The organism is Neptunicoccus cionae (genome assembly GCF_014643735.1).
GTDB classification, from domain to species: domain Bacteria; phylum Pseudomonadota; class Alphaproteobacteria; order Rhodobacterales; family Rhodobacteraceae; genus Amylibacter; species Amylibacter cionae.
Map to the genome: position 1 here is coordinate 109413 of NZ_BMKA01000002.1, position 23442 is coordinate 132854.

At 58.4% G+C, this 23442-nt stretch carries 21 protein-coding genes; 5 read left to right on the plus strand and 16 right to left on the minus strand.

From position 1 onward, the window contains the following. Positions 1-52: 52 nt before the first annotated feature. Positions 53-1183, plus strand: coding sequence for an AMP-binding protein (locus tag IEX10_RS05705; protein ID WP_188671892.1), 1131 nt, complete (start codon positions 53-55; stop codon positions 1181-1183). Continuing rightward, on the plus strand, positions 1180-2280 hold the full coding sequence (locus IEX10_RS05710) for a thiolase family protein (protein WP_188671895.1): 1101 nt from the start codon (positions 1180-1182) through the stop codon (positions 2278-2280). Before IEX10_RS05705 ends, IEX10_RS05710 begins: the two co-directional genes overlap by 4 nt. Before the next feature lie 3 nt (positions 2281-2283). On the opposite strand, the gene IEX10_RS05715 is transcribed toward IEX10_RS05710, so the two are convergent. From IEX10_RS05715 to coxB, 11 genes are all read right to left on the minus strand, one after another. Beyond that, positions 2284-2832, minus strand: a complete 549-nt coding sequence (locus IEX10_RS05715; protein WP_188671898.1) for a biotin transporter BioY — start codon at positions 2830-2832, stop codon at positions 2284-2286. A gap of 14 nt (positions 2833-2846) precedes the next feature. After that, entirely contained in the window at positions 2847-3449 is a 603-nt protein-coding gene (locus IEX10_RS05720) for an energy-coupling factor transporter transmembrane component T family protein (RefSeq protein WP_188671901.1), read from the minus strand. Further along, on the minus strand, positions 3443-4138 hold the full coding sequence (locus tag IEX10_RS05725; RefSeq protein WP_188671904.1) for an energy-coupling factor ABC transporter ATP-binding protein: 696 nt from the start codon (positions 4136-4138) through the stop codon (positions 3443-3445). Before IEX10_RS05725 ends, IEX10_RS05720 begins: the two co-directional genes overlap by 7 nt. A 3-nt stretch (positions 4139-4141) precedes the next feature. Continuing rightward, complete coding sequence (locus IEX10_RS05730) at positions 4142-5407, minus strand: M16 family metallopeptidase (protein ID WP_188671907.1); 1266 nt, start codon at positions 5405-5407, stop codon at positions 4142-4144. Further along, a complete protein-coding gene (thrC, locus tag IEX10_RS05735; RefSeq protein ID WP_188671909.1) occupies positions 5404-6792 on the minus strand; it encodes a threonine synthase in 1389 nt (462 codons plus the stop codon). Before thrC ends, IEX10_RS05730 begins: the two co-directional genes overlap by 4 nt. Positions 6793-6803: 11 nt before the next feature. Next, positions 6804-7499: an SURF1 family protein gene (locus tag IEX10_RS05740; protein WP_229678445.1), complete on the minus strand. Its 696-nt coding sequence runs from the start codon at positions 7497-7499 to the stop codon at positions 6804-6806. Positions 7500-7658: 159 nt separating this feature from the next. Continuing rightward, complete coding sequence (locus IEX10_RS05745; protein WP_188671915.1) at positions 7659-8462, minus strand: cytochrome c oxidase subunit 3; 804 nt, start codon at positions 8460-8462, stop codon at positions 7659-7661. Between the two features lie 136 nt (positions 8463-8598). Further along, complete coding sequence (locus IEX10_RS05750) at positions 8599-9195, minus strand: cytochrome c oxidase assembly protein (RefSeq protein ID WP_188671917.1); 597 nt, start codon at positions 9193-9195, stop codon at positions 8599-8601. Further along, entirely contained in the window at positions 9192-9395 is a 204-nt protein-coding gene (locus IEX10_RS05755; protein ID WP_188671919.1) for a cytochrome c oxidase system small membrane protein, read from the minus strand. The genes IEX10_RS05750 and IEX10_RS05755 overlap by 4 nt, the downstream gene beginning before the upstream one ends. A gap of 1 nt (position 9396) precedes the next feature. Then, on the minus strand, positions 9397-10344 hold the full coding sequence (gene cyoE, locus IEX10_RS05760) for a heme o synthase (RefSeq protein WP_188671921.1): 948 nt from the start codon (positions 10342-10344) through the stop codon (positions 9397-9399). Positions 10345-10393: 49 nt separating this feature from the next. Further along, positions 10394-11296: a cytochrome c oxidase subunit II gene (coxB, locus tag IEX10_RS05765; RefSeq protein ID WP_373287426.1), complete on the minus strand. Its 903-nt coding sequence runs from the start codon at positions 11294-11296 to the stop codon at positions 10394-10396. 182 nt (positions 11297-11478) lie between these two features. Here coxB and tldD point away from each other — a divergent pair, with 182 nt between their 5' ends. The 3 genes from tldD (at position 11479) to topA (ending at position 16985) form a co-directional block, all read left to right on the plus strand. Next, positions 11479-12906: a metalloprotease TldD gene (tldD, locus tag IEX10_RS05770; RefSeq protein ID WP_188671923.1), complete on the plus strand. Its 1428-nt coding sequence runs from the start codon at positions 11479-11481 to the stop codon at positions 12904-12906. Between the two features lie 135 nt (positions 12907-13041). Then, positions 13042-14142, plus strand: coding sequence for a DNA-processing protein DprA (gene dprA, locus IEX10_RS05775; RefSeq protein ID WP_188671924.1), 1101 nt, complete (start codon positions 13042-13044; stop codon positions 14140-14142). Positions 14143-14294: 152 nt separating this feature from the next. Then, positions 14295-16985 carry a type I DNA topoisomerase gene (topA, locus tag IEX10_RS05780; protein WP_188671926.1) on the plus strand — a complete coding sequence of 897 codons (2691 nt, stop codon included), beginning with the start codon at positions 14295-14297 and terminating at the stop codon, positions 16983-16985. A 153-nt stretch (positions 16986-17138) separates the two neighbouring features. Here the strand turns inward: topA and IEX10_RS05785 are convergent, their stop codons facing one another. The 5 genes from IEX10_RS05785 to IEX10_RS05805 form a co-directional block, all read right to left on the minus strand. Then, positions 17139-17675, minus strand: coding sequence for a peptidoglycan-binding protein (locus IEX10_RS05785; RefSeq protein WP_188671929.1), 537 nt, complete (start codon positions 17673-17675; stop codon positions 17139-17141). Between the two features lie 292 nt (positions 17676-17967). Continuing rightward, positions 17968-19371, minus strand: coding sequence for a UDP-N-acetylmuramoyl-L-alanine--D-glutamate ligase (gene murD / locus IEX10_RS05790; RefSeq protein ID WP_188671931.1), 1404 nt, complete (start codon positions 19369-19371; stop codon positions 17968-17970). Positions 19372-19455: 84 nt separating this feature from the next. Beyond that, on the minus strand, positions 19456-20541 hold the full coding sequence (gene mraY, locus IEX10_RS05795; protein WP_188671934.1) for a phospho-N-acetylmuramoyl-pentapeptide-transferase: 1086 nt from the start codon (positions 20539-20541) through the stop codon (positions 19456-19458). A gap of 14 nt (positions 20542-20555) precedes the next feature. After that, entirely contained in the window at positions 20556-21953 is a 1398-nt protein-coding gene (locus tag IEX10_RS05800; RefSeq protein WP_188671937.1) for a UDP-N-acetylmuramoyl-tripeptide--D-alanyl-D-alanine ligase, read from the minus strand. Beyond that, entirely contained in the window at positions 21950-23431 is a 1482-nt protein-coding gene (locus IEX10_RS05805) for a UDP-N-acetylmuramoyl-L-alanyl-D-glutamate--2,6-diaminopimelate ligase (protein ID WP_188671940.1), read from the minus strand. The genes IEX10_RS05800 and IEX10_RS05805 overlap by 4 nt, the downstream gene beginning before the upstream one ends. Between the last annotated feature and the right edge of the window lie 11 nt (positions 23432-23442).

Here is a 23442-nt window from a genome sequence, read left to right on the forward strand (position 1 = left end):
GCCCCGTTGCAACAGGATTGAGCCGCCCCCCAAACCCCGCTACACCGCCTGTATGAACAGGCTCATCTGGCACCCGAAAGCAGCGCTAACAGATTTTGACGGTGTCACCCTGACAGCGGCACAGGCCGCTGGCGTCCCCGCCGCGCGTCAATGCGATCCCGCCCAACCCGCCCGCGCCATGGCGGCTTTCTTCAATGCGCTTGATGCAGGTCTGTCGCCCGTGGTTGGTCCACAGGTCGATGCCCCTGATCTGGCGGGTCACTTTTTCACCCTGACGGGGGGCAGCAGCGGCCCGCCCAAGGTCATCCGGCGCAGCGCTGCCAGTTGGGGGCATTCGATCAAGGTGCTGGGGGAACGGCTCGGCCTTGGTCCTGATGCGCGGGTGGGCGTGCTTGGTGATCTTACCTATTCCCTGTCACTTTATGCAGCGGTCGAAGCCTTGTGCTGCGGGGCCCATCTGCATTTCCTGCCCCGCGCCGGATTGAACGCTCGCGGCATCACCCACCTTTACGCCACCCCGACGCAACTGCGTCTGATCCGCCAGACCGCACCGGATGTGACCCATGTCATCAGCGGGGGTGGTCCGTTTGATCCAGCAACAGCGGCGCATGTGGCAACTGTGTTGCCCAACGCGCGGGTCTGGCGGTTTTACGGCGCGGCAGAGACCAGTTTCGTCACGCTGGCCGACAGTTATACCCCCGCAAACGCGGTCGGTGCTCCCTTCCCCGGTGTCGAGATTGAAATCCGCGATCCGCAGGGGCAGCCTTGTCAAACCGGCGCAGAGGGTCTGGTCTGGCTCCGCAGCCCAATGGTGTTTACGGAATACGCCAGCGGGCAAAGCGACAGTACAAGGGTTGAGAACGGATGGATCACTGTCGGGGAAATCGGCAGATTAGGGCGTAACGGCTTTCTTTTTCTGACAGGGCGGCAGGATCGTATCCTCACGATTGCCGATACTTCGGTGTCGCTGGATCAACTGGAAACCGGCCTGATCACCGCTGGCGCAACTGCCGCCGCGGTTTTGCCGGTGCCTGATCCGCTGCGCGGCTATATCCTGCACGGATTTGTTGAAGGTTCAGTACCCTGCCCGCCTGCGCTGAAAACCCTGACCAGCCTGCCCGAACTGCCCCGTCTTGCGTCTGGGAAACCGGACTACCGCGCTTTGGAACGGTTGTTGCCATGAGGCAAGCCTACATCATTGCCGGATACCGCAGCGCAGTCGCCCCCGAAAACGGTGCCTTTGCGCGATTGGCACTCCACGAACTGGCAGCGCCGATTTTACAGACATGTTTAACGAGTTGCCCCTGCGATGTGGATGAGGTGGTCCTGTCAAACGCGCTCTACGGTGGCGGAAATCCGGCACGAATGGCAGCACTTGCTGCGGGATTACCCGAAACGGTGGCGGGCCTGTCCATCGACCGCCAATGCGCCGGTGGCCTTGATGCGGTACTGCTGGCAGCGCGTCTTGTGCAATCCGGCGCGGCGCGGGCGGTTCTGGCGGGCGGCGCTGAAAGCCATTCGCGCCGCCCAGTTCGCATGCGTACCGATCCCGACGGCGGGCCGCCTGTCGCCTATGACCGCCCGCCGTTCAGCCCCTTTGCAGGGCGTGATCCTGACCTGCATGAAAGTGCCGCGCAACTGGCGGATGATCTTGGCATAACCCGCGCCGAACAGGACCAGTTCGCCGTGAGCAGCCACGCCAAAGCCCGCGCCGCAATTGGACAGATGGGACAGGAGATCGTGCCGCTGAATGGTTTGGACAGGGACGCCTTCACCCGCAATCTGTCGACACGTACCGCAGAACGTGCGCCGAAGATTACTGGCAGCCTAAGCGCGGCCAACACTGCTGTGAAAGCCGATGCCGCTGCATTTCTTCTCGTGGTGGATGAAAGCCTCGCCACAGAGGTTGCACATCTCAGACCCGCCCGCATTGTTGCTGGCGCCACACTCGGCGCTGCGCCGGAAACACCAGCGACCGCGCCGGTTTCGGCCATCGCTGCCGCATTCGCGCAGACGGGGACATCTGCGAACCAACTGTCCTGTAGTGAGGTAATGGAAGCCTATGCGGTGCAAGCCATCGCCTGCCAACGGGCGGCGGGGCTTGATCCTGAAACGATGAATCGCGGCGGCGGCGCTTTGGCGCGGGGGCATCCTATCGGGGCGTCAGGCGCGATTAATGCTGTGCGGCTGTTTCACGAATTACAGCAGGCGGGTGGCACAGGTCTGGCCGCAATTGCTGCAGCGGGCGGATTAGGGACCGCCCTGCTGCTAGAGGTGTAAGCCTCAGGCGCGGGACATAACCGCCCGCGGACGTGCCTTGTAGATGGTGCCGGTAATTGCCCCTGCAACCACCGCTTTGACCAGATCACCCGGAACAAACGGGATCATCGCAGTCGCAATGGCATCGGGCAGCGCGGCGCCGGTCATTGCCATGTAATACGGCACAGCAATCAGGTAGAGCACACCGATCCCGCCAAAGACCGATGCCACACCTGCGGCCACACCCACACGGGCACCGCGCATCCAGCGCATCGACAGACCTGTGGCAAATGCCGCAACCGGAAAGCCAAAAAGGAAACCCGCCCATGGGGTTGTGAACACGCCCAAACCGCCACGTCCGCCAGCAAGCAGCGGCAGGCCAAGAGCAACGAGCCCCAAGAACAACAGCACGGCCAGCGCGCCTTTTCGTGCGCCCAGCATGGCCCCGCACAACATGATCCCCATAGATTGCGCCGTGATGGGAATGCCGCTTAGCAGGGTCACTTTTGGCAGCAGGCCAAGGGCCGCAATCAGGGCCGCAAAAACTGCGATGTATACGATGTTTCTTTCCATGGTCTCTCTCGCTTTTATTCCCGCAGACCGCCACGCGCGCGCAACGCTTCGGCGACTTGATCCGCATCATCCAGTGCCGACACCGCAAGGGGGGCAATAATTCGTGGGCCGGCCCGACGTGCAGATCGCGCCCGCCAAGCCTCTGCCAGACGCGCACCGCGCTGGCCTAACACAGGGGTAAAGCGGATCACCAATGCAAAAGCAAGTGCTATCCTTTCGGGGGGAATTCCAACCCTGCGTAAGGGCGATAGCAGCCGGATCACCAGATCCATCATATCGCTTAAGCGGCTGGTCATAGTCACAAAATTCGCAAACCCGAACAGAAGCAGCATTTTAAGAACAATCACCGCCCCTTGATGCAAACGCCCGACAAAGATGTGGTACACAAGGATGATCACCACAAACCAAAGCACCGGACGCAGCGCCCGCAGACTGGCCTGAAATCCCGCGCGTCCAAGGCTGGTCCAGCCCAGCAGCACCAGTGCCAGCCCTGCAACTATGGGGGCGATGCTGTCTAGTGGGAAGGTCACAAAAGTCAGCGCGAACAGAGTGGCGAGTTTCCAGCCAACCGGAATGCGATGTGCCCAGCTTTGACGTTCCAGCGTCAGGCTCAACATGCGCCGCGCCGTTCCATTTCAGCTTTGAACGGGGGCAGAATTTCGGACGGGACACCATCCGCCTTGACCAGCCCATCGTCGATCCAGATCACACGGTCATAATCGGCCAGCAGGGCTGGATCATGGGTGATCATCACAAGCGATTGCGCCAGACTGTCCAACTGTCGGTGCAATCTTGCCGAGGTGGGAATATCCAGCCCCGCATAGGGTTCATCCAGCAGGATCACATCGGGCTCCATCGCGAGAACGGCCATCAGACACAGATAATGCCGCTGCCCGCCTGACAGGGTGTAGCACTGCCGATCCGCCCAATCCGCGCGATCCTGTACTTGCAACACTGCCAAAGCGCGGTCATGCGCCGCGGCCTTGCTGGCACCGAGTTGTGTCAGACCGAAAGCGATTTCTTCAACCACTGTTGGGAAAAGGATCTGGTGATCGGGGTTTTGAAAGATTACCCCGATACCCGCCAGTGCTGCTTTGCGATCCTTGAAAACATCGCTGTTGCCCAGCAGAACACGCCCGCTGTCCGGCTGTATCAATCCCGCCATCAGACGCAGAAAGCTGGACTTCCCCGCGCCGTTCTGCCCGATAACACCAACACGCCGATCATCAAGCACAAGAGAGGCAGGTCCGAAAACCTGCCGCCCTTCCAGTGTCAGGGATACGTCGTCAAAGGTGATGCGGGCCACAGGTCAGGCCGCCAGCCGATCCGCGAGAACGCCCACTTCCGGCGCATCCGCAACCGGACCATAGAGCGCCAGCGACGGCACGCCCGACGCACACAGCCGCGCCGCGTATTCTGCAACGCCAGCCCGATCCACGCCGTCGATTTTGGCCACCACTTCGTCCAGACCGGGCACACGACCCCAGATCATCACCATCCGCGCCAGACGCTCACAGCGCGACGACGGGCTTTCCAGCCCCATCAACATGCCAGCTTTCATCTGAACACGAGCACGGTTCACCTCGGCCTCGCCCATATCTTCCGCAGCGCGGCGCAGCTCATCAACGCAGAGATTCGAAAGATCCGCCACATCAGAGCCGCTGGTGCCCGCATAGATGGTTAACGCACCGGTATCGGCATAAGCCCCTGCCTGCGCATAAATCGTGTAACACAACCCGCGTTTTTCGCGGACCTCTTGGAACAGCCGGCTCGACATGCCCCCACCCAGCGCGAGCGAAAACACCTGTGCTGTGTAGATTTCATCATCCTTGTAACTGGCCGTTTCAAAGGCCAGCGCAAAATGGGCCTGCTCCAGATCCTTCACCACACGGTGTTCGCCACCCCGATAAAGTGCGGGTTGCAACAGCGTAGGCGCCCCGCCCCGTTCCATATGGCCAAAAGCCTCTTCCGCCAGTTTCACCAGTTGGTCGTGATCCACAGCACCCGCCGCTGACAGCACCATCTGTTCGGGGCGGTATTGTTCTTTTACGAAAGCTTGCAGATCCGCACGGGTAAAGGAACGCACCCGTTCCTCAGGCCCAAGGATCGTGCGACCGATGGGCTGGTCTGGGTAAGACACCTCTTGCAGCCAGTCAAAGATCACATCGTCCGGCGTGTCGAGCGACTGGCCGATTTCCTGCAGGATCACACCCCGTTCGATCTCTACCTCGGCCGGATCAAAGACCGAATTCAACACAATGTCGCTGATCACATCCATCGCGAGCGTAACATCGTTTTCCAGAACACGCACGTAATAGGCCGTCATCTCGCGGCTGGTATAGGCGTTGATGTACCCGCCCACGTCCTCAATCGCCTCGGCAATTTGGAGGGAGTTACGCTTTTTCGTGCCCTTAAAGGCCATGTGCTCCAGAAAATGGGCGATGCCATTTTGCTCGGGCCGTTCATGCCGCCCGCCTGCGCCAACCCAAATCCCCAAAGACGCTGATTTCAGCCCTGGCATATGTTCGGTAACAACGCGGAATCCGTTGGAGAGTGTGTGTATTTCTACGGTCAACCCGCAATCCTTTCTCGAATAACAGCCTCAACAGCTGCCAAATCGCCTGCGACCCGAGTGACACGTTCATCACGTTCAAACAGGTCTGCCATACGTGGTGGCAATGCCGGATGCTCACCGCAAGCCGCCTCAACCGCTGCCGGAAACTTGGCCGGATGGGCTGTGGCAAGGGTGATCATTGGCACGTCGCCTTGCATTTCATCCCCGATCTTGGCGCCAATGGCCGAATGGGGGCACAGAACTTCGCCTGTGCGTTCGTAATAATCCTTGATCGCCGCAGAGGTTTCGTCTTCCGAAACACGGCCTGAATCAAACTCGTCTGCCATCCGGCCGAGCGCACCTTGTGACAGCTTGAAGGACCCAACGTCTTTGAGCGCCTCAAACAACTGTGCGACGGCCTCTCCTTCGCGATCATACAGATCAAATACTAACCGTTCGTAATTAGAACTGACCTGAATATCCATCGAAGGGCTGATCGATGGCACAACACCCGTCTTGGAATGATCGCCCGATTGCAGCGTGCGGTGCAGGATGTCGTTCTGGTTCGTCGCAATCACCAGACGATCAATCGGCAGGCCCATGCGTTTGGCCACATAGCCCGCAAAGATATCGCCGAAGTTGCCCGTAGGCACCGTGAAGGACACTTTGCGATGGGGCGCACCCAGCGACACAGCGGAGGTAAAGTAATAAACCACCTGCGCCAGAACCCGCGCCCAGTTGATGCTGTTCACACCGGCGAGTTGCACGGAATCGCGGAAATCAAAATCGTTGAACATGTCTTTCAGCAGCGCCTGACAGGTATCGAAATCCCCGTCCACCGCCAGCGCATGAACGTTGTCTTCTACCGGCGTGGTCATCTGACGGCGCTGAACCTCAGAAACGCGACCGTGAGGGTACATGATAAACACATCCACCGCGTCCAAACCGCGAAATGCCTCAATCGCCGCCGATCCGGTGTCGCCACTGGTCGCACCAACAATCGTCACCCGATTGCCAGAGCGTTTCAGCGCGGCCTCGAACATCTGTCCGATCAGCTGCATCGCCACGTCTTTGAACGCCAGCGTCGGGCCGTGGAACAGCTCCAGCAGATAGTGGTTGCTGTCCAGTTGTACCAAGGGGCAGCGGGCATCGTGGCCAAAGCTGCTGTAGGCTTTGGCAATGATCTCGCGGAATTCTGCGTCACCGAAGGTGTCACCCACAAAAGGCTTCATCACTTCAAAGGCCACGTCCTCATAAGACTTGCCTGCAAACCCAGCGATCTGGTCTTCGCTCAGCGTTGGCCAGCTTTCAGGCACATACAAGCCGCCATCGCGCGCCAGTCCTGTCAGCATCGCTTCTTCAAATGTCAGCTCGGGTGCTTGCCCGCGTGTAGAGATATATTTCATGCCAGCCTTGCCTAAACCGTTTTCTGCCTGATGCGCCACAACAGGTAAGCTGTCATCCCGAACCAGACAACCGCTAATGAAAACCATGTGATCGCGTATTCGCGGTGATCATTAGGGATATTCACCGAAACGGGCAACGGGGTTACCGCATCATAAGCCACCCAAGCCCCGTCTTTGCGGTATTCCGCCGTCTCAACCACCACCATAAAAGGCAATACATCCAGCTTTTCCGCCAGCATCGGCAGATAGCGGGCGAACCAGATGTTCTTGTCGAGGTCGGGATCAGGGGTAAACGACTCATCATAATCGTCAGGATTAAGGATGTTCCCCACCACCCGAACCGGCCCCACAGGGCGTGGCGCATCCTTTTGCGCTTCTGGCACAAACCCGAGATCAAGCATGAAAGGTTTGCCGTTCCAGATCACTTCCTGCAGAATGCGGAACCCTGCCCCCGTGAATTTCAAAGACGTCAGCACATGGGCCTGCTTCTCCGTCAGCTCCCCCTCAAAGGTCACGCGGCGGTAATTGTCTTCTTCCAGCGGACCGCTTTCATGGAAGTAAGGCTCCAATGGTGCCGCCGCAGCAGACTTGCGCGCTTCTATCTGACCAATACGGTCCTCTTTCCACGCCAATCGGTCCAGTTGCCAGAACCCCAGCCACAACAAGGTCGCAACACCTGCGATACCGAACAGCAGGGGCAAAATCATCCGCGCGCTCATGCTTCAATGTTCTCCAAATACTCGGTTCAAACCGTCCGGCATTCCCAAACGGCAAAGGCGCGAACCTTACAGCCCGCGCCCTTTGTATCTCGCGCCCGTCCCCCTGTTTAGCGTTAAGCCTACAGGGCAACGGGGATAAGCCTCTGGTTACTGGCCCCAGATGTAGATTGCGGCAAACAGGAACAGCCAGACCACATCCACAAAGTGCCAGTACCAAGCTGCGGCCTCAAAGCCGACGTGGCGCTCTTGCGTGAAGTGACCTTTATAGGCCCGCACCAGACAAACAGCGAGGAAGATGGTCCCGATCACAACGTGGAAGCCGTGGAAGCCGGTCGCCATGAAGAAGTTCGCGCCGTAGATGTTGCCAGAGAAGCCAAAGGCTGCGTGGCTGTATTCATAGGCTTGGAAGATCGTGAACAGGATACCCAGCAGAACTGCGCCCCAGAGACCTTTTTTCAGACCGTCACGGTCGTTCTCATGGGCAATCGCGTGGTGCGCCCAAGTGGCCAGACACCCCGAACACAGCAGGATCAGCGTGTTGATCAGTGGCAGGTGCCAAGGGTCGAATGTCTCGATTCCCGCAGGCGGCCAGACGCCGTCCACAATCGGGGACATCGGACCCATCGGATACAGTGCGTGTTTGAAAAAGGACCAGAACCACGCCACGAAGAACATGACTTCGGACATGATGAACATGATCACGCCGTAACGCAGACCAATCACCACAACCGGTGTGTGATCTCCGACATGAGATTCATCCACAACTTCGGACCACCATGCGAACATCACATAAAGCACCATCACAAGGCCGATCAGGAAAACCCAAGGGAATGTGTGGTCGTTCATGTAGAACACAGCGCCAGCCAGCATGACAAAGGCGCCAAACGCGCCGGCCAGTGGCCAGATACTCGGGTTCAGAATGTGGTAGTCGTGGTTTTTTTCATGCGCCATGGTGGTTCGTCCCTATATTCGCATCTTGGGCTTTCCCGACTGGGCTGCGCTGCGGCCCTTCCGGAAATGCCGTTTTCAGGCATTGGTGTTGCTGGATAACGTGTTTGTGAAAGTGGTTCAACACAACAGGCTATCCCTAGTTAACTGTTTTCGCTTCATCCACCGCAAGAGCGGCTTGTTCTTGTTCGGGCAGATCGGCTACGTGGAATGTGTAGCTGAGCGTGATTGTCTTTGCGTATTTCGCTTCGCTGTCGTCCAGCATCTCGGGATCGACGTAGAAAGTCACTGGCATCATAACGGTTTCACCCGGTTGCAGGACTTGCATGGTGAAGCAGAAACATTCGATTTTGTTGAAGTAGTTACCGGTCGCATAGGGATAGACGTTATAGCTCGCACGGCCAGCAACAGGTTTGTCTGTGGGGTTATGCGCCTCATAAAATGCCAGTCCGGTTTCGCCGATCCGAACTTCCATTTCGTTTACGACAGGCTTGAAAGTCCAGGGCATGCCCCGCTCCAGAGAGCCGTCGAAACGGATTTTTACGGTTTTATCGAGAATGACATCGCTGTCAGCAGTGGCCACATTGGTCACGCCGCCCCAGCCTGTCACGCGGCAGAACCAGTCATAGAGCGGCACAGATGCAAACGACAGGCCGAGCATAAGAGCAACGATAGTGACCAGATTGAAGACCACTTTTTTGTTTTTTCCAGCGGGTTTTACCGGTTCGTCGCTCATTGATCTGCCTCCGTTTTGTTTATCTCGGGATCGATACTGTAGCGGATTGTATGGTCGTAGCCTTCCATACTCCCACCGCCAGCCATTTTCACGATGGTAATCGCAAACACCAGCGCGACAAAGCCGCCCAGAACGGCGCCCAGCAGCAAATTGGACCGCTTGCGGCGTCCGTGGAGGGGATGTTCCTTACCCAGCGCCATATCAGAAAACCACCGGAAGTTGGGGCATAAAGGCAAAGCCGCGCAGGGCTGCATCCACCAGAAGAGCTGCGAAATGCACGAAAAGATAGACCAGCGACAGCCGGAAGAACTTGCGTTCGTCGGCGTATTTATCAGACTCCGCAGCGGCGTCTTCACGGCGCCACAAACCGAACGCGCCCCGCAGGAACATAGCGTTCAGTACCAGCGCCACAGCTAGATAGACCGGCCCACCAATGGACGTGAACGCGGTGCCCAGCGCCACCAGCGCCAGAACGACTGTGTAGCCCAAGATATTGTTGCGGGTCACGCGGGTGCCGTGGGTCACGGTCAGCATTGGCACGCCAGCCTTGGTGTAATCGTCGTTCATAAACAGCGACAGCGCCCAGAAATGCGGCGGCGTCCACACAAAGATCAGCGCGAACATCATGATGCTTTCGATGGAAACACCACCGGTCGCCACGGCCCAGCCCACCATCGGAGGGAAAGCGCCAGCCGCGCCGCCAATCACGATGTTCTGCGGCGTCGAACGCTTCAAGAACATGGTGTAGACCACAGCGTAAAAGAAGATCGTGAAAGCAAGCAGACCCGCTGCGAAGAAATTCGCGGTCAGCGCCAGCATCCCGACGGCCAGAACCGACAGCCACAGCCCCATGATCATGGCATTCTTCGGGGTCACACGCCCGTCAGGGACGGGACGTTTAACGGTGCGTTTCATCACCGCATCAATATCCGCGTCCCACCACATGTTCAGCGCACCCGAGGCCCCTGCCCCCAGCGCAATAAACAGAATGGACGCAAAACCGATAATCGGGTTCACCCCAACTGGGGCGACCAGCAGGCCGACAGCCGCAGTGAAGACCACCAGCGACATCACGCGCGGCTTCAGCAGCGCGAAGTAATCGTCGAACTGGGCATCCTGGCCAAAATCATTCACGGTTGCATCGCTCATGGGGTTTCCACCGGCTTTGAGTTAAACGGGACTTGCGGATGCAAGCGGCTTATTCAGCCGCCTGCGCATCCTGAACCATTTTCATGTTCAGGTCCGCTACTGTTACAGCGCTCGGGGTGCCGGCGTATTCTTCAATCGCGCCTTCCAGCCAGGCATCGTAATCCGCTTGGGACACAGCCTTAACCGTGATGGGCATGTAAGAGTGGTCTTTACCGCAGAGTTCGGAACACTGGCCGAAGTACACGCCTTCTTTGCCTTCATCCACTTCGAACCACAACTGCGCCAGACGACCAGGCACCGCATCCTGCTTCACACCGAAGGCCGGAATGGTCCAGGAGTGGATCACATCCGCGCCGGTAACTTGAACAACAACGGTTTTGCCTGTCGGGATCACAACAGATGTGTCTGTTGCCAGCAGGTATTCGTCGTCTTCAAAACCGTTTTCTGCCAATTCTTCACGAGGCAGCATGAAGCTGTCAAAGCCGAAATCGTGGTCTACATATTCATGGGTCCAGTACCACTGGTTGCCTGTAGCCTTGATGGTGATGTCCGCTTCGGGAATTTCCTGTTGCTTGAAAAGCAGTGTCAGGGATGGCGGGATGATCGCAATCAGAACGAGGATCGGCACCACGGTCCAGGCAACTTCCAGAAGGGAGTTATGGGTAAAGGTCGCAGGAACCTTGTTCCGCTTTTCGTTATAACGAAACAGGCAGTACAGCAGAAGAGCTGTCACAAACACGGAGATGATTGTGATGATCCAAAGCAGGAATGTGTCCATCCAGATCACATCACGCATAAGCTCTGTGGCCGGTTGTTGAAAGTTCAAGCCATCCTGTTCCGGCTTGCCAAGTGTTGGCAGGTCCGGCAGTGCATTTTGCGCCATCGCAGCGCCGGAGGCCATCAGACCGCCAAGAGTTACACCGATTTTCTTCAATGTGGCCACAGTTTGCATATGATCCAGTCCTATTCTGATCGGCCCAATCGCCGGTCGGGATTCGCACACCAATAGGCATAGCAGAATCCCCTGTTGTCTCCTGCGCCCTAAAAACAATATTACAGTCTAAAGGACAAGCGCTCTCTTTGCGGCATACCGCCGCTTGGGAACCTGACCAAAACATAGAAGGAAAACCCGCTTTGGCCAAGGATCACGCCCCGTTTCGCCCGTTCGAGACGCAAATTGACGAAAATGCCGCACTCGCTGTGTTGAAATCTGCAACTGACGGGGCCGATGACGGCGAGATTTTTCTGGAGCGTATGCGCTCGGAAAATCTGGTGTTTGATGACAACCGCCTGAAAAATGCCAGTTACGATGCCTCTGAGGGCTTTGGACTGCGCGCGGTAAAAGGGGAAACCACCGGGTACGCCCATTCCACGCAAATGACCGAGGCAGCCCTGAAGCGTGCCGCTGAGACCGTGCGGCTGGCTGTTGGCACCGGCGGCGCGACATTGGCAGCCGCGCCACAGGCCACCAACCAGCGGCTTTATACGGACAGTGATCCGATGGGCGATGCGGAATTTTCACTGAAGGTTGAAACCCTGAGAGAGATCGACGCCTTCACGCGGGATCTCGACCCTCGTGTGGTTCAGGTTTCGGCGTCTATGTCAGCAAGTCTGCAAGAAGTGGAAATTCTGCGCCCCGAGGGCATCCGCCTGCGCGATGTGCGCCCCATGACAAGGCTGAACGTCTCGGTGATCGTTGATCAGAACGGGCGGCGCGAAAGCGGTTCGGCTGGCGGTGGCGGTCGCTATGGCCTGTCAGCCTTGATGGACCCAACCAGCTGGAAGGCCACCGCAAAAGAGGCGCTGCGCATCGCGCTGGTCAACCTAGAGGCCGAGGCCGCCCCAGCGGGTAAATTCGATGTTGTGCTTGGGCCGGGCTGGCCCGGTATCCTGTTACACGAAGCGATTGGCCACGGGTTGGAAGGGGATTTCAACCGCAAGAAATCCTCGGCCTTTGCAGGATTGATGGGGCAGCGGATCGCGGCCAAAGGCGTGACGGTACTGGACGATGGCACCCTGCCCGACCGCCGCGGCTCTATCAGTTTTGACGATGAGGGCACCCAAAGCGGGCGCAATGTTCTGATCGAAGATGGTATTCTGGTCGGCTACATGCAGGACCGCCAGAACGCACGGCTGATGGGTGTGGAACCAACGGGTAACGGTCGCCGCCAAAGCTATGCCCACGCGCCAATGCCGCGCATGACCAACACCTATATGTTAGGCGGCACGATCAAACCCGGTGATATCGTGGCCGATCTGAAAGATGGTATCCACGCTGTCGGCTTTGGCGGTGGGCAAGTAGACATCACCAACGGCAAGTTCGTTTTCTCCTGCACCGAAGCCTATCGCGTGAAAAACGGTGTTGTCGGTGCGCCTGTTAAGGGGGCCACGCTGATCGGCGACGGGGCGACTGCGTTGCAGCAAATCCGTGCCATTGGCGATGATATGGCGCTTGATCCGGGCATGGGCAATTGCGGGAAAGCCGGTCAATGGGTGCCTGTTGGCGTCGGCCAGCCGAGCCTGCTGATCGGTGGCCTGACCGTTGGGGGGAGTGCCGTTTAAAGACGGCCGAGAGAATTACGGCTAAGGGGGCTGCCGCCCCCTCGGCTGCGCCTCACCCCGCGGATATTTTAAGAAAATGGAAATGGGGTCGCGTTGCTTCATGGGTTGTTAACTTTCGGGTGGCAGCCTGAAGCCATGAATAACCCCCGTGTGATTCCGTTAGAACAGACTGACAGGCTCGACTGGTTGCGCCTGATCCGTAGCAGGCGGGTCGGTCCGGTGACGTTTTATCGACTACTGGGTGAACACGGGACCGCCGCTGCCGCCCTTGAAGCCCTACCCGGCATCGCGGCAGAGGCCGGTGTGCGGGACTATATCCCCTTCAGTCACAAAGCGGCCTATGACGAGATGGCCGCGGGCAGTGCGATGGGCCTGCGGATGGTGTGCTTTAACGAAACGGACTATCCGCAAGCCCTGCGCCAGATGCCCGATCCACCGCCGGTTCTTTGGCTGCGGGGGAATATCGCGCTGTGTCAAACGCCTGCAATTGCCATCGTCGGCGCGCGAAATGCGTCCAGCCTTGGCACCCGTATGGCGCGTTTGCTGGCGCGGGATCTGGGGGAAGCGGGTTATACCATTGTGTCCGGCATGGCGCGGGGGATTGATGCGGCGGCCCATGATGCAGCCCTGCCGACGGGAACACTCGCGGTTCAGGCGGGCGGGATTGATGTGATTTACCCAAAGGAAAACACCAGTCTGTTTGAAGAGATCGCGAAGGTTGGGCTGTGCCTGTCAGAACATCCCTTGGGGTTGGTGCCACAAGCACGGCATTTCCCGCAGCGCAACCGGATAATTGCCGGACTGGCCGAGGCAACGCTGGTGGTTGAAGGCGCGCTGCGCTCCGGATCGTTGATCACGGCACGGGATGCGGGAGATTTGGGGCGCGAGGTCATGGCCGTTCCGGGCAGCCCGATGGACGCCCGCGCTGCTGGCTGCAACGCGCTGATCCGTGACGGCGCCTGTCTGATCCGATCCGCGCAGGATGTGATCGATGCGCTGCAGCGGCCAACCCCGCCGGATACGGCATCGCGCGGCGAAGCCGTATCGCCAGCGCCCCCGCCGGAGCAAATCGGCAAGCGCATTCTTGATTTGCTGGGGCCAAATGCCGTGGCAGAGGATTGCCTGATCCGCGATCTCGGCCTGTCAGCGGCGCACCTTACCCCCGTCCTGACCCGACTTGAGCTGGAAGGTAAGATATTGCGACATGCAGGCGGGTTTGTGGCCCTCGCGGGGTGAATGGCGCCACCCGCTATTTGACAAGCCTGAAGCGTTCAAAACCACAAACCGCAAACCAAATGCGCGACCCCCATTGACAACACTGCCCCCCGCAACACATTTTCCGCACGCCTCAGATCGGGCAGCACCTATACTGATTCACAGGAAATAATATGCCAGTTGTCGTCGTCGAATCTCCGGCTAAGGCCAAGACAATAAACAAATATCTGGGCGATAACTTTACCGTTCTGGCGTCTTACGGACACGTGCGCGACCTGCCTCCGAAGGATGGTTCTGTCGACACTGACAACGATTTTGAGATGAAATGGGAAGTCGCGAGCGACAGCCAGAAGCATATTCGTGCCATCGCAGAAGCCCTGAAGGGTGACGACGAACTGATCCTCGCGACCGACCCCGATCGCGAAGGAGAAGCGATCAGCTGGCATCTGGAAGAGGCGTTGAAGAAGCGCAAGGCAATCAAGAAGTCCACCAAGGTAGAGCGGGTTGTTTTCAACGCGATCACCAAAGATGCGGTGACGACTGCGATGAAAAATCCCCGTCAGGTGGATATGGAACTGGTGGAGGCTTACCTCGCCCGTCGTGCTCTGGATTATCTGGTCGGTTTTAACCTGTCGCCGGTGCTGTGGCGCAAACTTCCCGGCGCGAAATCGGCAGGCCGCGTGCAATCGGTATGCCTGCGTCTGATTGTTGAGCGTGAGATGGAAATCGAGGCGTTTAAGGCGCGCGAATACTGGACAGTGAAGGCGATCCTATCCACCCCGCGCGGTCAGGAATTTGAAGCTCGGCTAACGGTTCTGGGCGGCAAGAAGCTTGACAAATTCGACATTGAAACCTCTGAAGCTGCTGAAATCGCGGTCGCGGCGATCAATTCCCGCGATCTGTCGGTCGCCAGTGTTGAGGCGAAACCCGCCAGCCGTAATCCTTCACCGCCCTTCATGACATCCACCCTGCAACAGGAAGCCAGCCGCAAGTTCGGCATGGGCGCACGGGCCGCAATGTCCACGGCGCAGCGGCTTTATGAAGCGGGTTACATCACCTATATGCGTACCGACGGGATCGACATGGCCCCCGAAGCCGTGACTGCCGCGCGCAAGACCATCGGCAGCCTGTTCGGGGACAAATACGTTCCCGAAAAACCCCGTGTTTACAAGAACAAAGCCAAGAATGCGCAGGAGGCCCACGAATGTATTCGCCCCACGGATATGGACGTGACGCCGGAAAGCCTGTCCCGTCTTGAGGCGGACCAGCGCAAGCTTTATGACCTGATTTGGAAGCGCACCATCGCCAGCCAGATGGAAGCGGCGCGGATGGAACGCACTGTGGTGGAAATCGCCTCGCAGGACGGTCAGGTCGGGCTGCGCGCTAATGGTCAGGTTGTGCTGTTTGACGGCTTTCTTAAGGTTTACGAAGAAGGCCGCGATGATGTCGCCGACGGTCAGGTGGTGGATGATGACGACAAGCGTCTGCCCCAGATTGCCCAAGGGGATGAGACCAAGAAATCCTCCGTCACACCGGAACGGCACCACACGCAACCACCGCCCCGCTATACAGAGGCTACGCTGGTCAAGCGGATGGAGGAACTGGGCATCGGGCGGCCGTCTACCTACGCCAGTATCGTGACCACGATCCAGACCCGCGAATATGTGCGGAAAGACAAGAACCGCCTGATTCCAGAGGATAAAGGCCGTCTTGTGATCGCCTTTCTTGAAAACTATTTCCGTCAGTATGTGGGGTACAACTTTACCGCGCAACTGGAAGACGAGCTGGATGATATCTCTGGCGGGCGCGAGGATTACAAAGCCGTGCTGTCCCGTTTCTGGCGTGATTTCTCGGCAGCGGTGGCAGAAACGGCGGATCTGCGGATCACCGAAGTCCTGGAAAAAATCAACGAGGTGCTCGCTCCGCATTTGTTCCCCGCGAATGAAGACGGTTCCGATCCCCGCATTTGTAAGGCCTGCGGTAACGGCAAGCTTTCAATGCGCACGGCCCGTTCCGGCGGCGCTTTTATCGGGTGTTCGAACTATCCCGAATGCCGCTACACCCGTCCGATTTCCGGCGAGGTTGAAGGTGGCGACATTGCAGGGCCGGACGGCAAGCAGCTTGGTTTTGACGATGACGGAGAGCCGATCACCCTGCGCTCCGGCCGTTTTGGCCCCTATGTGCAGCGCGGCGAAGCGACGGAAGAAGTTCCTAAGCCGCCACGGTCCTCTATCCCTAAAGGTACGGATCTGAGCGCAGTTGACCTCAAACTCGCGCTTGACCTGCTGTCCTTGCCCCGCTTTGTCGGAACCCATCCGGATGGTGGCGATATTACAGCGGCCATCGGGCGGTTTGGTCCTTATGTGATGTGGCAGATGCCGCTGGAAGAGGGCAAGAAAACCGCGCGCAAAATCTATGCCAACATGAAAGACCCCACCGAGGTGTTTACCATCGGCATGAACCGCGCTGTTGAGCTTATCGCCGAAAAGGCGGCCAAAGGCGGGCGCGGTGCGGCGGCTGAACCCCTTAAAGAGTTGGGCGAACACCCTGAACACGGCGGCGCAATCAACGTGATGGACGGGCGTTACGGCCCTTATGTGAAATGGGAAAAGGTTAACGCTACGCTGCCAAAAGAGATGGAGCCTACCCAGATCACCTTGGAAGAGGCTGTCGCGCTGGTGGATGCCAAGGCAGCGACCAAAGGTAAGAAAAAAGCTGCGCCGAAGAAGAAGGCAGCTGCGAAAAAAACGGCGGCCAAGAAGCCGGCAGCCAAAAAGGCAGCGGCGAAAAAGCCTGCGGCTAAGAAAACGGCAGCTAAAAAGGCCCCAGCCAAGAAAGCTGCTGAAGACAAGCCAGCGGAATAACTAAAAAGCCCTGCGCCGATGGTGCAGGGCTTTGCAATTCTTGGTGACACTGCTTGATCAAGAACCGCAGAGCGTCTCCTCCGATCTAAGGTTTCTATGGTTCGCCTGTCTTAGCGAACGGGCCGCATGTCATGGGCAGAAGCCAAGTAAGGGTTAAAATCTGCCCAAAATAGAAATCTGCCCAGTCATGGCGTTGTCAAGACATCGTATGTCGCCGCCGCAGCTATTTCGTCGCCCGATCCATTCCCGCTGCGAGGCGCGCACGCTATCCTTTTGACTGCTTCGAGCGAGAGCAGCGGCATAGGATTTGGCCACATCCCGGTCGCGCCGTGACAACCTAGCATCAGAGCAGATACCTTTTTCGGCGGGAGAAGACGCTCTGTCGCAATCGAAACTTGGCCCTGTCGCTAAAACTTTACCTCGATCCCAACCGTGCCCATGCAATCGGCGAAGCTGAACAATAAGTTCAGCAGAGGGTTGGCCCGTCACCCTTTTACCCATATCGCGTTGGAAGGCGCTGATAGCGGTCGACGTTCCCGGCCCCATTACGCCGTCAACAGAACCGACTTCCGCACGGTATCCCATATCAGCCAGTAAACCTTGAACTTGTATGATTTCACTCTGCGTCACCGACTGGGCTGTGATTGGTGTTGAAAGCGCAAGGAATAGGAACATCGCAATCGCACGCATCTTTAACCTCTATAGAAAATCCATTCGGAGCCTGATAATCCTAGGGTACCACAAAAACTTAACCGCGCCAAACAACTGAACGGTTCCGAGGGAACTTGATGGTCTAGCACCCTGCCCTCAATGCCGGAAATTTGGAAATTCGACGGCTCGAAGCGTGCATCTAGCGCCGCTAAATGGCTCGTCACCTTGCCAACAGCGGGTTGGCCGGAAAATGCACCACGACTTAAAAAGCCCTGCGTCGATGGTGCAGGGCTTTTTTACAGGTGGTTTACCAAATTCAGCGCGGTTGCCGCTAATCGTTGAGACTGTTCACCGCTGCGACGAACGCGTCGCCTCGCTTCTCGAAACTGGAGTATTGGTCAAAACTGGCGCAGGCTGGTGCCAGTAGCACCACATCGCCGGCCTCGGCATCTGCGGCGGCACGGGCGACGGCCTGTTCCATGGTTCCGCAGATTTCAAAGGGATAACCGTCGAGCTGTTCCGCGAATTCTTCAGCCGCGTCTCCGATCAGATAGGCTTTGCGCAAGCGATCGAATTGGGGTTTCAGGGCCGCAATGCCGCCGTCTTTCGCCTGCCCGCCTGCAATCCAGCGGATGTTTTTGAACGCCAGAAGCGCCTTTTCAGCCGCATCCGTATTTGTGGCTTTACTGTCATTCACATAAAGCGCGCCGCCTTTTTCCGCGATGATCTGGCAGCGGTGCGGCAAGCCGCCGTAACTGGCCAGATGGGTTTCCACCACACGCGGTGCCAGACCGATGGACCGGCAGGCCGCATAGGCGGCACAGGCGTTCTGGTGGTTGTGCGCACCGGGAAGACCGCGCATGTTACGCAGATCAATCGACGCCACCTGTCGGCCCTTGCGCCATTCCGCAAGAAAGCCTTTGCGCGCGAAGACAGACCAGTCGTCCCCTTGTAGTTTGCGCCCCGATGATATGCGGATCACAGGTTCTCCGCTGTTCTGCGTCTCGCGCAATTGGGCGGCAAGATAGCGGCCCTCGACTTCGTCCACACCGATGATGGACCGATCCGGTCCGCCAGCGGTGAACAACCGTGACTTGGCGGCGAAATAGCCCCCCGGACCGCCGTGACGGTCCAAGTGATCGGGGCTGAGATTCATGAAAATTGCGATATCCGGCGCCAGAGAACGGGCCAATTCGGTCTGATAGCTAGACAATTCCAACACTGTGATCTGTCCGTCCGATGCCGGTTCCAAATCCAGAACTCCGCGCCCGATATTGCCGCCCATTTGCACGTCGCGGCCCGCTTCCTGCAAAATATGGTGGATCAGCGCCGTGGTTGTGGACTTGCCGTTAGATCCTGTCACGCAGATCACGCGGGGCAGAATGTCAAAGCCGTCCCACTCCGGCGTGCCATAGCTGCGAAAGAACAGGCCCACGTCATTGTCCACCACAGCGCCCATGTCCCACGCCTTCGCGATCACCGGATGGGGGGCGGGATAGAGATGCGGGATGCCGGGCGATGTGATCAGGCAGCCGATCCCGTCCCAATTGCGATCCTTGCTGAGGTCCGCCACCAGAAAGCCCTCGACGCGGGCGCGGTCCTGCGCATCCTCGTTATCGTCCCAACAAACCGGCACCGCACCACCCGCCGCGAGCGCCCGCGCTGTGGCCAAACCGGAGCGTCCCAAGCCCAGAACACCGACCGAATGGCCTTCATACCCACGAACTGGAATCATGTCTTGGTCCTCTTACGCAGCGCTTTGGCGGCGGTTCATTTATTGTTTATTTGGCGGGCATTTCGCCCCCTACCAGCCGGAATCTTAGCGGATTTTCAGCGTTGCCAGCCCGATCAGTGCAAGGATCAGGGAAATGATCCAGAAGCGGATTACGATTTGCGGCTCGGCCCAGCCCCGTTTTTCAAAATGGTGGTGGATCGGTGCCATCAGGAACACCCGTTTACCGGTCTTTTTGAAGTATAATACTTGAATAATTACGGACATTGCTTCGACCACGAACAAGCCACCGACAATCCCAAGGACGATTTCGTGCTTGATGCTGACCGCAATCGCGCCCAGCGCGCCGCCCAAAGCCAGCGATCCCGTATCGCCCATAAACACCGCCGCAGGGGGCGCGTTATACCACAAAAAGCCGAGCCCGCCGCCAATCAACGCCGAGGTAAAGATCAACAGTTCGCCAGTGCCCGGAACGTAATGTACGTCCAGATATTCGGTGAAATCCGTGCGCCCCACCACATAGGCGATCACGCCCAAAGTGGCTGCGCAGATCATCACCGGCATAATCGCCAACCCGTCGAGCCCGTCCGTCAGGTTCACCGCGTTTGCCGCACCGACAATCGTAATCATAGCGAAAGGGAAGTAGAACAGCCCCGCCCCGATCAGCGCATCCTTAAACACCGGCAGCGCGATCTGCCCTGACAGGTCTTGCGGGTGCAGCGTGGCCACATAAACCGAAGCGATCAATGCAATCACAAACCCAAGCGCCAGTCGCGCCTTGCTGGAAAAGCCCGCAACCGTTTGTTTTGTAACCTTTAAGTAGTCGTCCATGAACCCGATCAGCGCAAAGCCGATGGTCACAAGCAGAACCGCCCAGACATAGCCGTTGTCACTGCGCGCCCAAAGCAGCGTGCTAAGCGTCATGGTGCCAAGGATCAGCACTCCGCCCATTGTCGGCGTTCCCGCTTTTTCCAGAAGATGGCTTTCAGGACCGTCCTCACGGATCGGCTGCCCCTTCTTTTGACGCAGCTTCAGATAGTTGATCAGCGGCTGCCCGAACAGAAAGCTGAGAATCAGTGCAGTGAAAAAGGCACCCCCTGCCCGGAAGGTGATATACCGGAACAGGTTAAAAAAGTCGCCACCATCACTGTACTGGCTTAGAAAATACAACATTAAACGCTACCGCCTTATTTTTCTGTTGTCTGGCCCAGCGCTTTGATCGCTGTTACAACCTGCCCCACTTTGGACCCTAGCGAGCCCTTTACCATAGCTACGTCGCCGGAATCCAGCAGCCTATTAACCCGTGCTGCCATAAGGTCTGCGGTGGCAAAATGCTGCCCGCGTTTGTGATCCGGCAGGGTTTCGTGGAGCGCTGCCATAAGCGGGCCGCTGGTGTGAACCGTGTCGATCCGCGCAACTGCGGGATGATCGGCCAGATCGCTGTGCAACTGCTGCTCTTGCGGGCCGAGTTCCAGCATATCGCCGAGCATGGCGATCCGCCGCCCGCCTTCAGGTTGACTGTCAGCCAGAACAGACAGCGCTGCCGCCACGGAGGTCGGATTGGCGTTGTAACTCTCGTCGATCAGTTCCATCACGCCGCCCGTGTCGCTGCGGGTCACGGTGAAACGCTGGCCCCGCCCGCTGGGCGCGTGCCACTGGGCGAGTGCAAGCATAGACTGTGCGGGATCGGCGCCGACCGCTTGCACAGCCCCCAAAACCGCCAGCGCGTTCATTGCCAGATGGTGACCGGGCGCGCCGAGTTTGAACAGGATTTCCTGCCCGTCGAGCAGTGCTTCCACCGTTGTCACAGTTTCCGTCGTGCGGGCCGCAACCAGCCGCAGATCCGCCTGATCGCTTTCGCCAAACAGCCGCACACGCGCACCCTTAGCCGCGTTCAGCAGGATCGGAAGCGTGGGAATGTCCCCGTTCAACACCGCCACCCCAGATGCGCCAAGCCCTTCAAAAATCTCGGCTTTTGCCTGTGCGATTTGTTCAACGCTGTCAAACGCCGCCATATGAACGGCTGCCACCGTGGTGATCACCGCGACATCAAGCTGCGCCATGCGGGACAGCGGGCCGATTTCGCCCGGATGGTTCATGCCGATTTCGATCACGGCGAAATCCGTATCCTGCGGCATCCGCGCGAGCGTCAGCGGCACGCCCCAGTGGTTGTTGAAACTGCGCACCGCGGCGTGTACCCTACCCTGTGGCGCAAGCGCGCTGCGCAACATTTCCTTGGTGCCGGTTTTACCAACCGAACCGGTCACGCCGATCACTTTGGCGGCGGTGCGGGCGCGTGCCGCCTGCCCCAAATCCTCAAGCGCTTGCAAAACATCCGGCACGATCAGAAGTGGCGCATCTTCGGGGACGTTTTCGGGGCGATGCGTCACCAGCGCCGCTGCTGCACCGGTTTTCAGGGCTTGCGCGACAAAGTCATGGCCGTCCCGCACGTCTTTCAGGGCGACGAACAGATCACCCTGTTCCAACTCGCGCGTATCAATAGACACTCCCCCCACGACCCAATCGCGGGTGGTTTGCCCCCCTGTTGCGGCGGCGGCATCCTGACTGGTCCACAAGGTTTTCATGCGCCCAACCCGTCCAAAGCGTGGACTGCCACGCTGGCCTGTTCCACATCGTCAAAGGGCAACACATCATCGCCGATGGTCTGTCCGGTTTCATGGCCCTTACCGGCAATCAAAAGCGCATCACCCGGTTGCAGCGCATCGACGCCTGCGAGGATAGCATGGGCGCGGTCGCCGATCTCGGTCGCCTCGGGGCATTCCGCTAGCACCATGCGCCGGATCAGGGCGGGATCTTCGCTGCGGGGGTTGTCGTCAGTGACAAAGACAACATCAGCGTTGTCCCGTGCCGCTGCCCCCATCAAGGGCCGTTTGGCTGTGTCGCGATCCCCTCCTGCGCCAAAGACCACAATCAACCGCCCAAGAACATGGGGCCGCAGTGCCTTTAGCGCGGTTTTTAGAGCATCCGGAGTGTGGGCGTAATCCACAAAAACCGACGCGCCGTTGTCCCGCGTCGCGGCAAGTTGCATCCGCCCTGGCACAGTTTGCAGTTCCGGCAGGCAGCGGAAGACTTCTGCACTTTGCGCGCCGCAAGCAATGGCAAGAGCCGCCGCTGTCAGCACATTTTGCGCCTGAAATCCGCCAATCAGGTTAAGCCGCGCGGTATGAACCTCGCCGTTCCACGAAAAACGAACCTCTTGTCCGGTGGCATCAAAACGCCCCGCAAGGATCTGCATATCCCCCTGCCCCGTGCCGAGGGTCACAACATCCTGCCCGCGCGCTGTGGCTATATCTACAAGTGCCGCGCCCTTAGGATCGTCGATATTGATAACGGCAGAGCCTTCGGGTGGCAGCACCCGCGCAAACAGTCCAGCCTTGGCGTTGAAATACGCCTCAAAGGTTTCGTGATAGTCCAGATGATCCTGCGTGAAATTTGTGAAAGCAGCCGCCGTGAGCCAGACCCCGTCAAGGCGGCGCTGGTCGAGCCCGTGGCTCGACGCTTCCATCGCAGCATGGGTGATGCATTCGGATTCCAGTGTCTTCAGCAGTTTGTGCAGGGTCACAGGTTCAGGGGTGGTGTGGCTCATCGCGGCGGTGTAAGCGCCCTCTACCCCTGTGGTGCCAAAGTTAACGCCCTGGAGACCAAGAAGCTCCCAAATCTGGCGCGTGAAGTTCGCAACGGAGGTCTTGCCGTTGGTCCCCGTAACAGCCACCATCGTTGCTGGCTGTGCGCCGTAAAAGCGGGCCGCTGACAGCGCAAGTGCGCGGCGGGGATCGTCAGAGACAACCACCGGAATGCTAATTTCACCCACGTCGTCCAAAGCAATTTCATAGCCTTCTGCATCCGTCAGGATCGCAGCAGCCCCCATGCGCAGAGCGTATTGCACAAAAGCCCCGCCATGAACCGCAGATCCCGGCATCGCGGCGAACAGATCACCCGGCTTGCAGTTGCGGCTGTCCACACAGATGCCGCTGATCTGTGCATCCGTTTTCGTACCGTGTGTCGCTGTCAGGCCCAGTTTTTGCAGGGGTATTGCGGTCATGACAGCGTCTC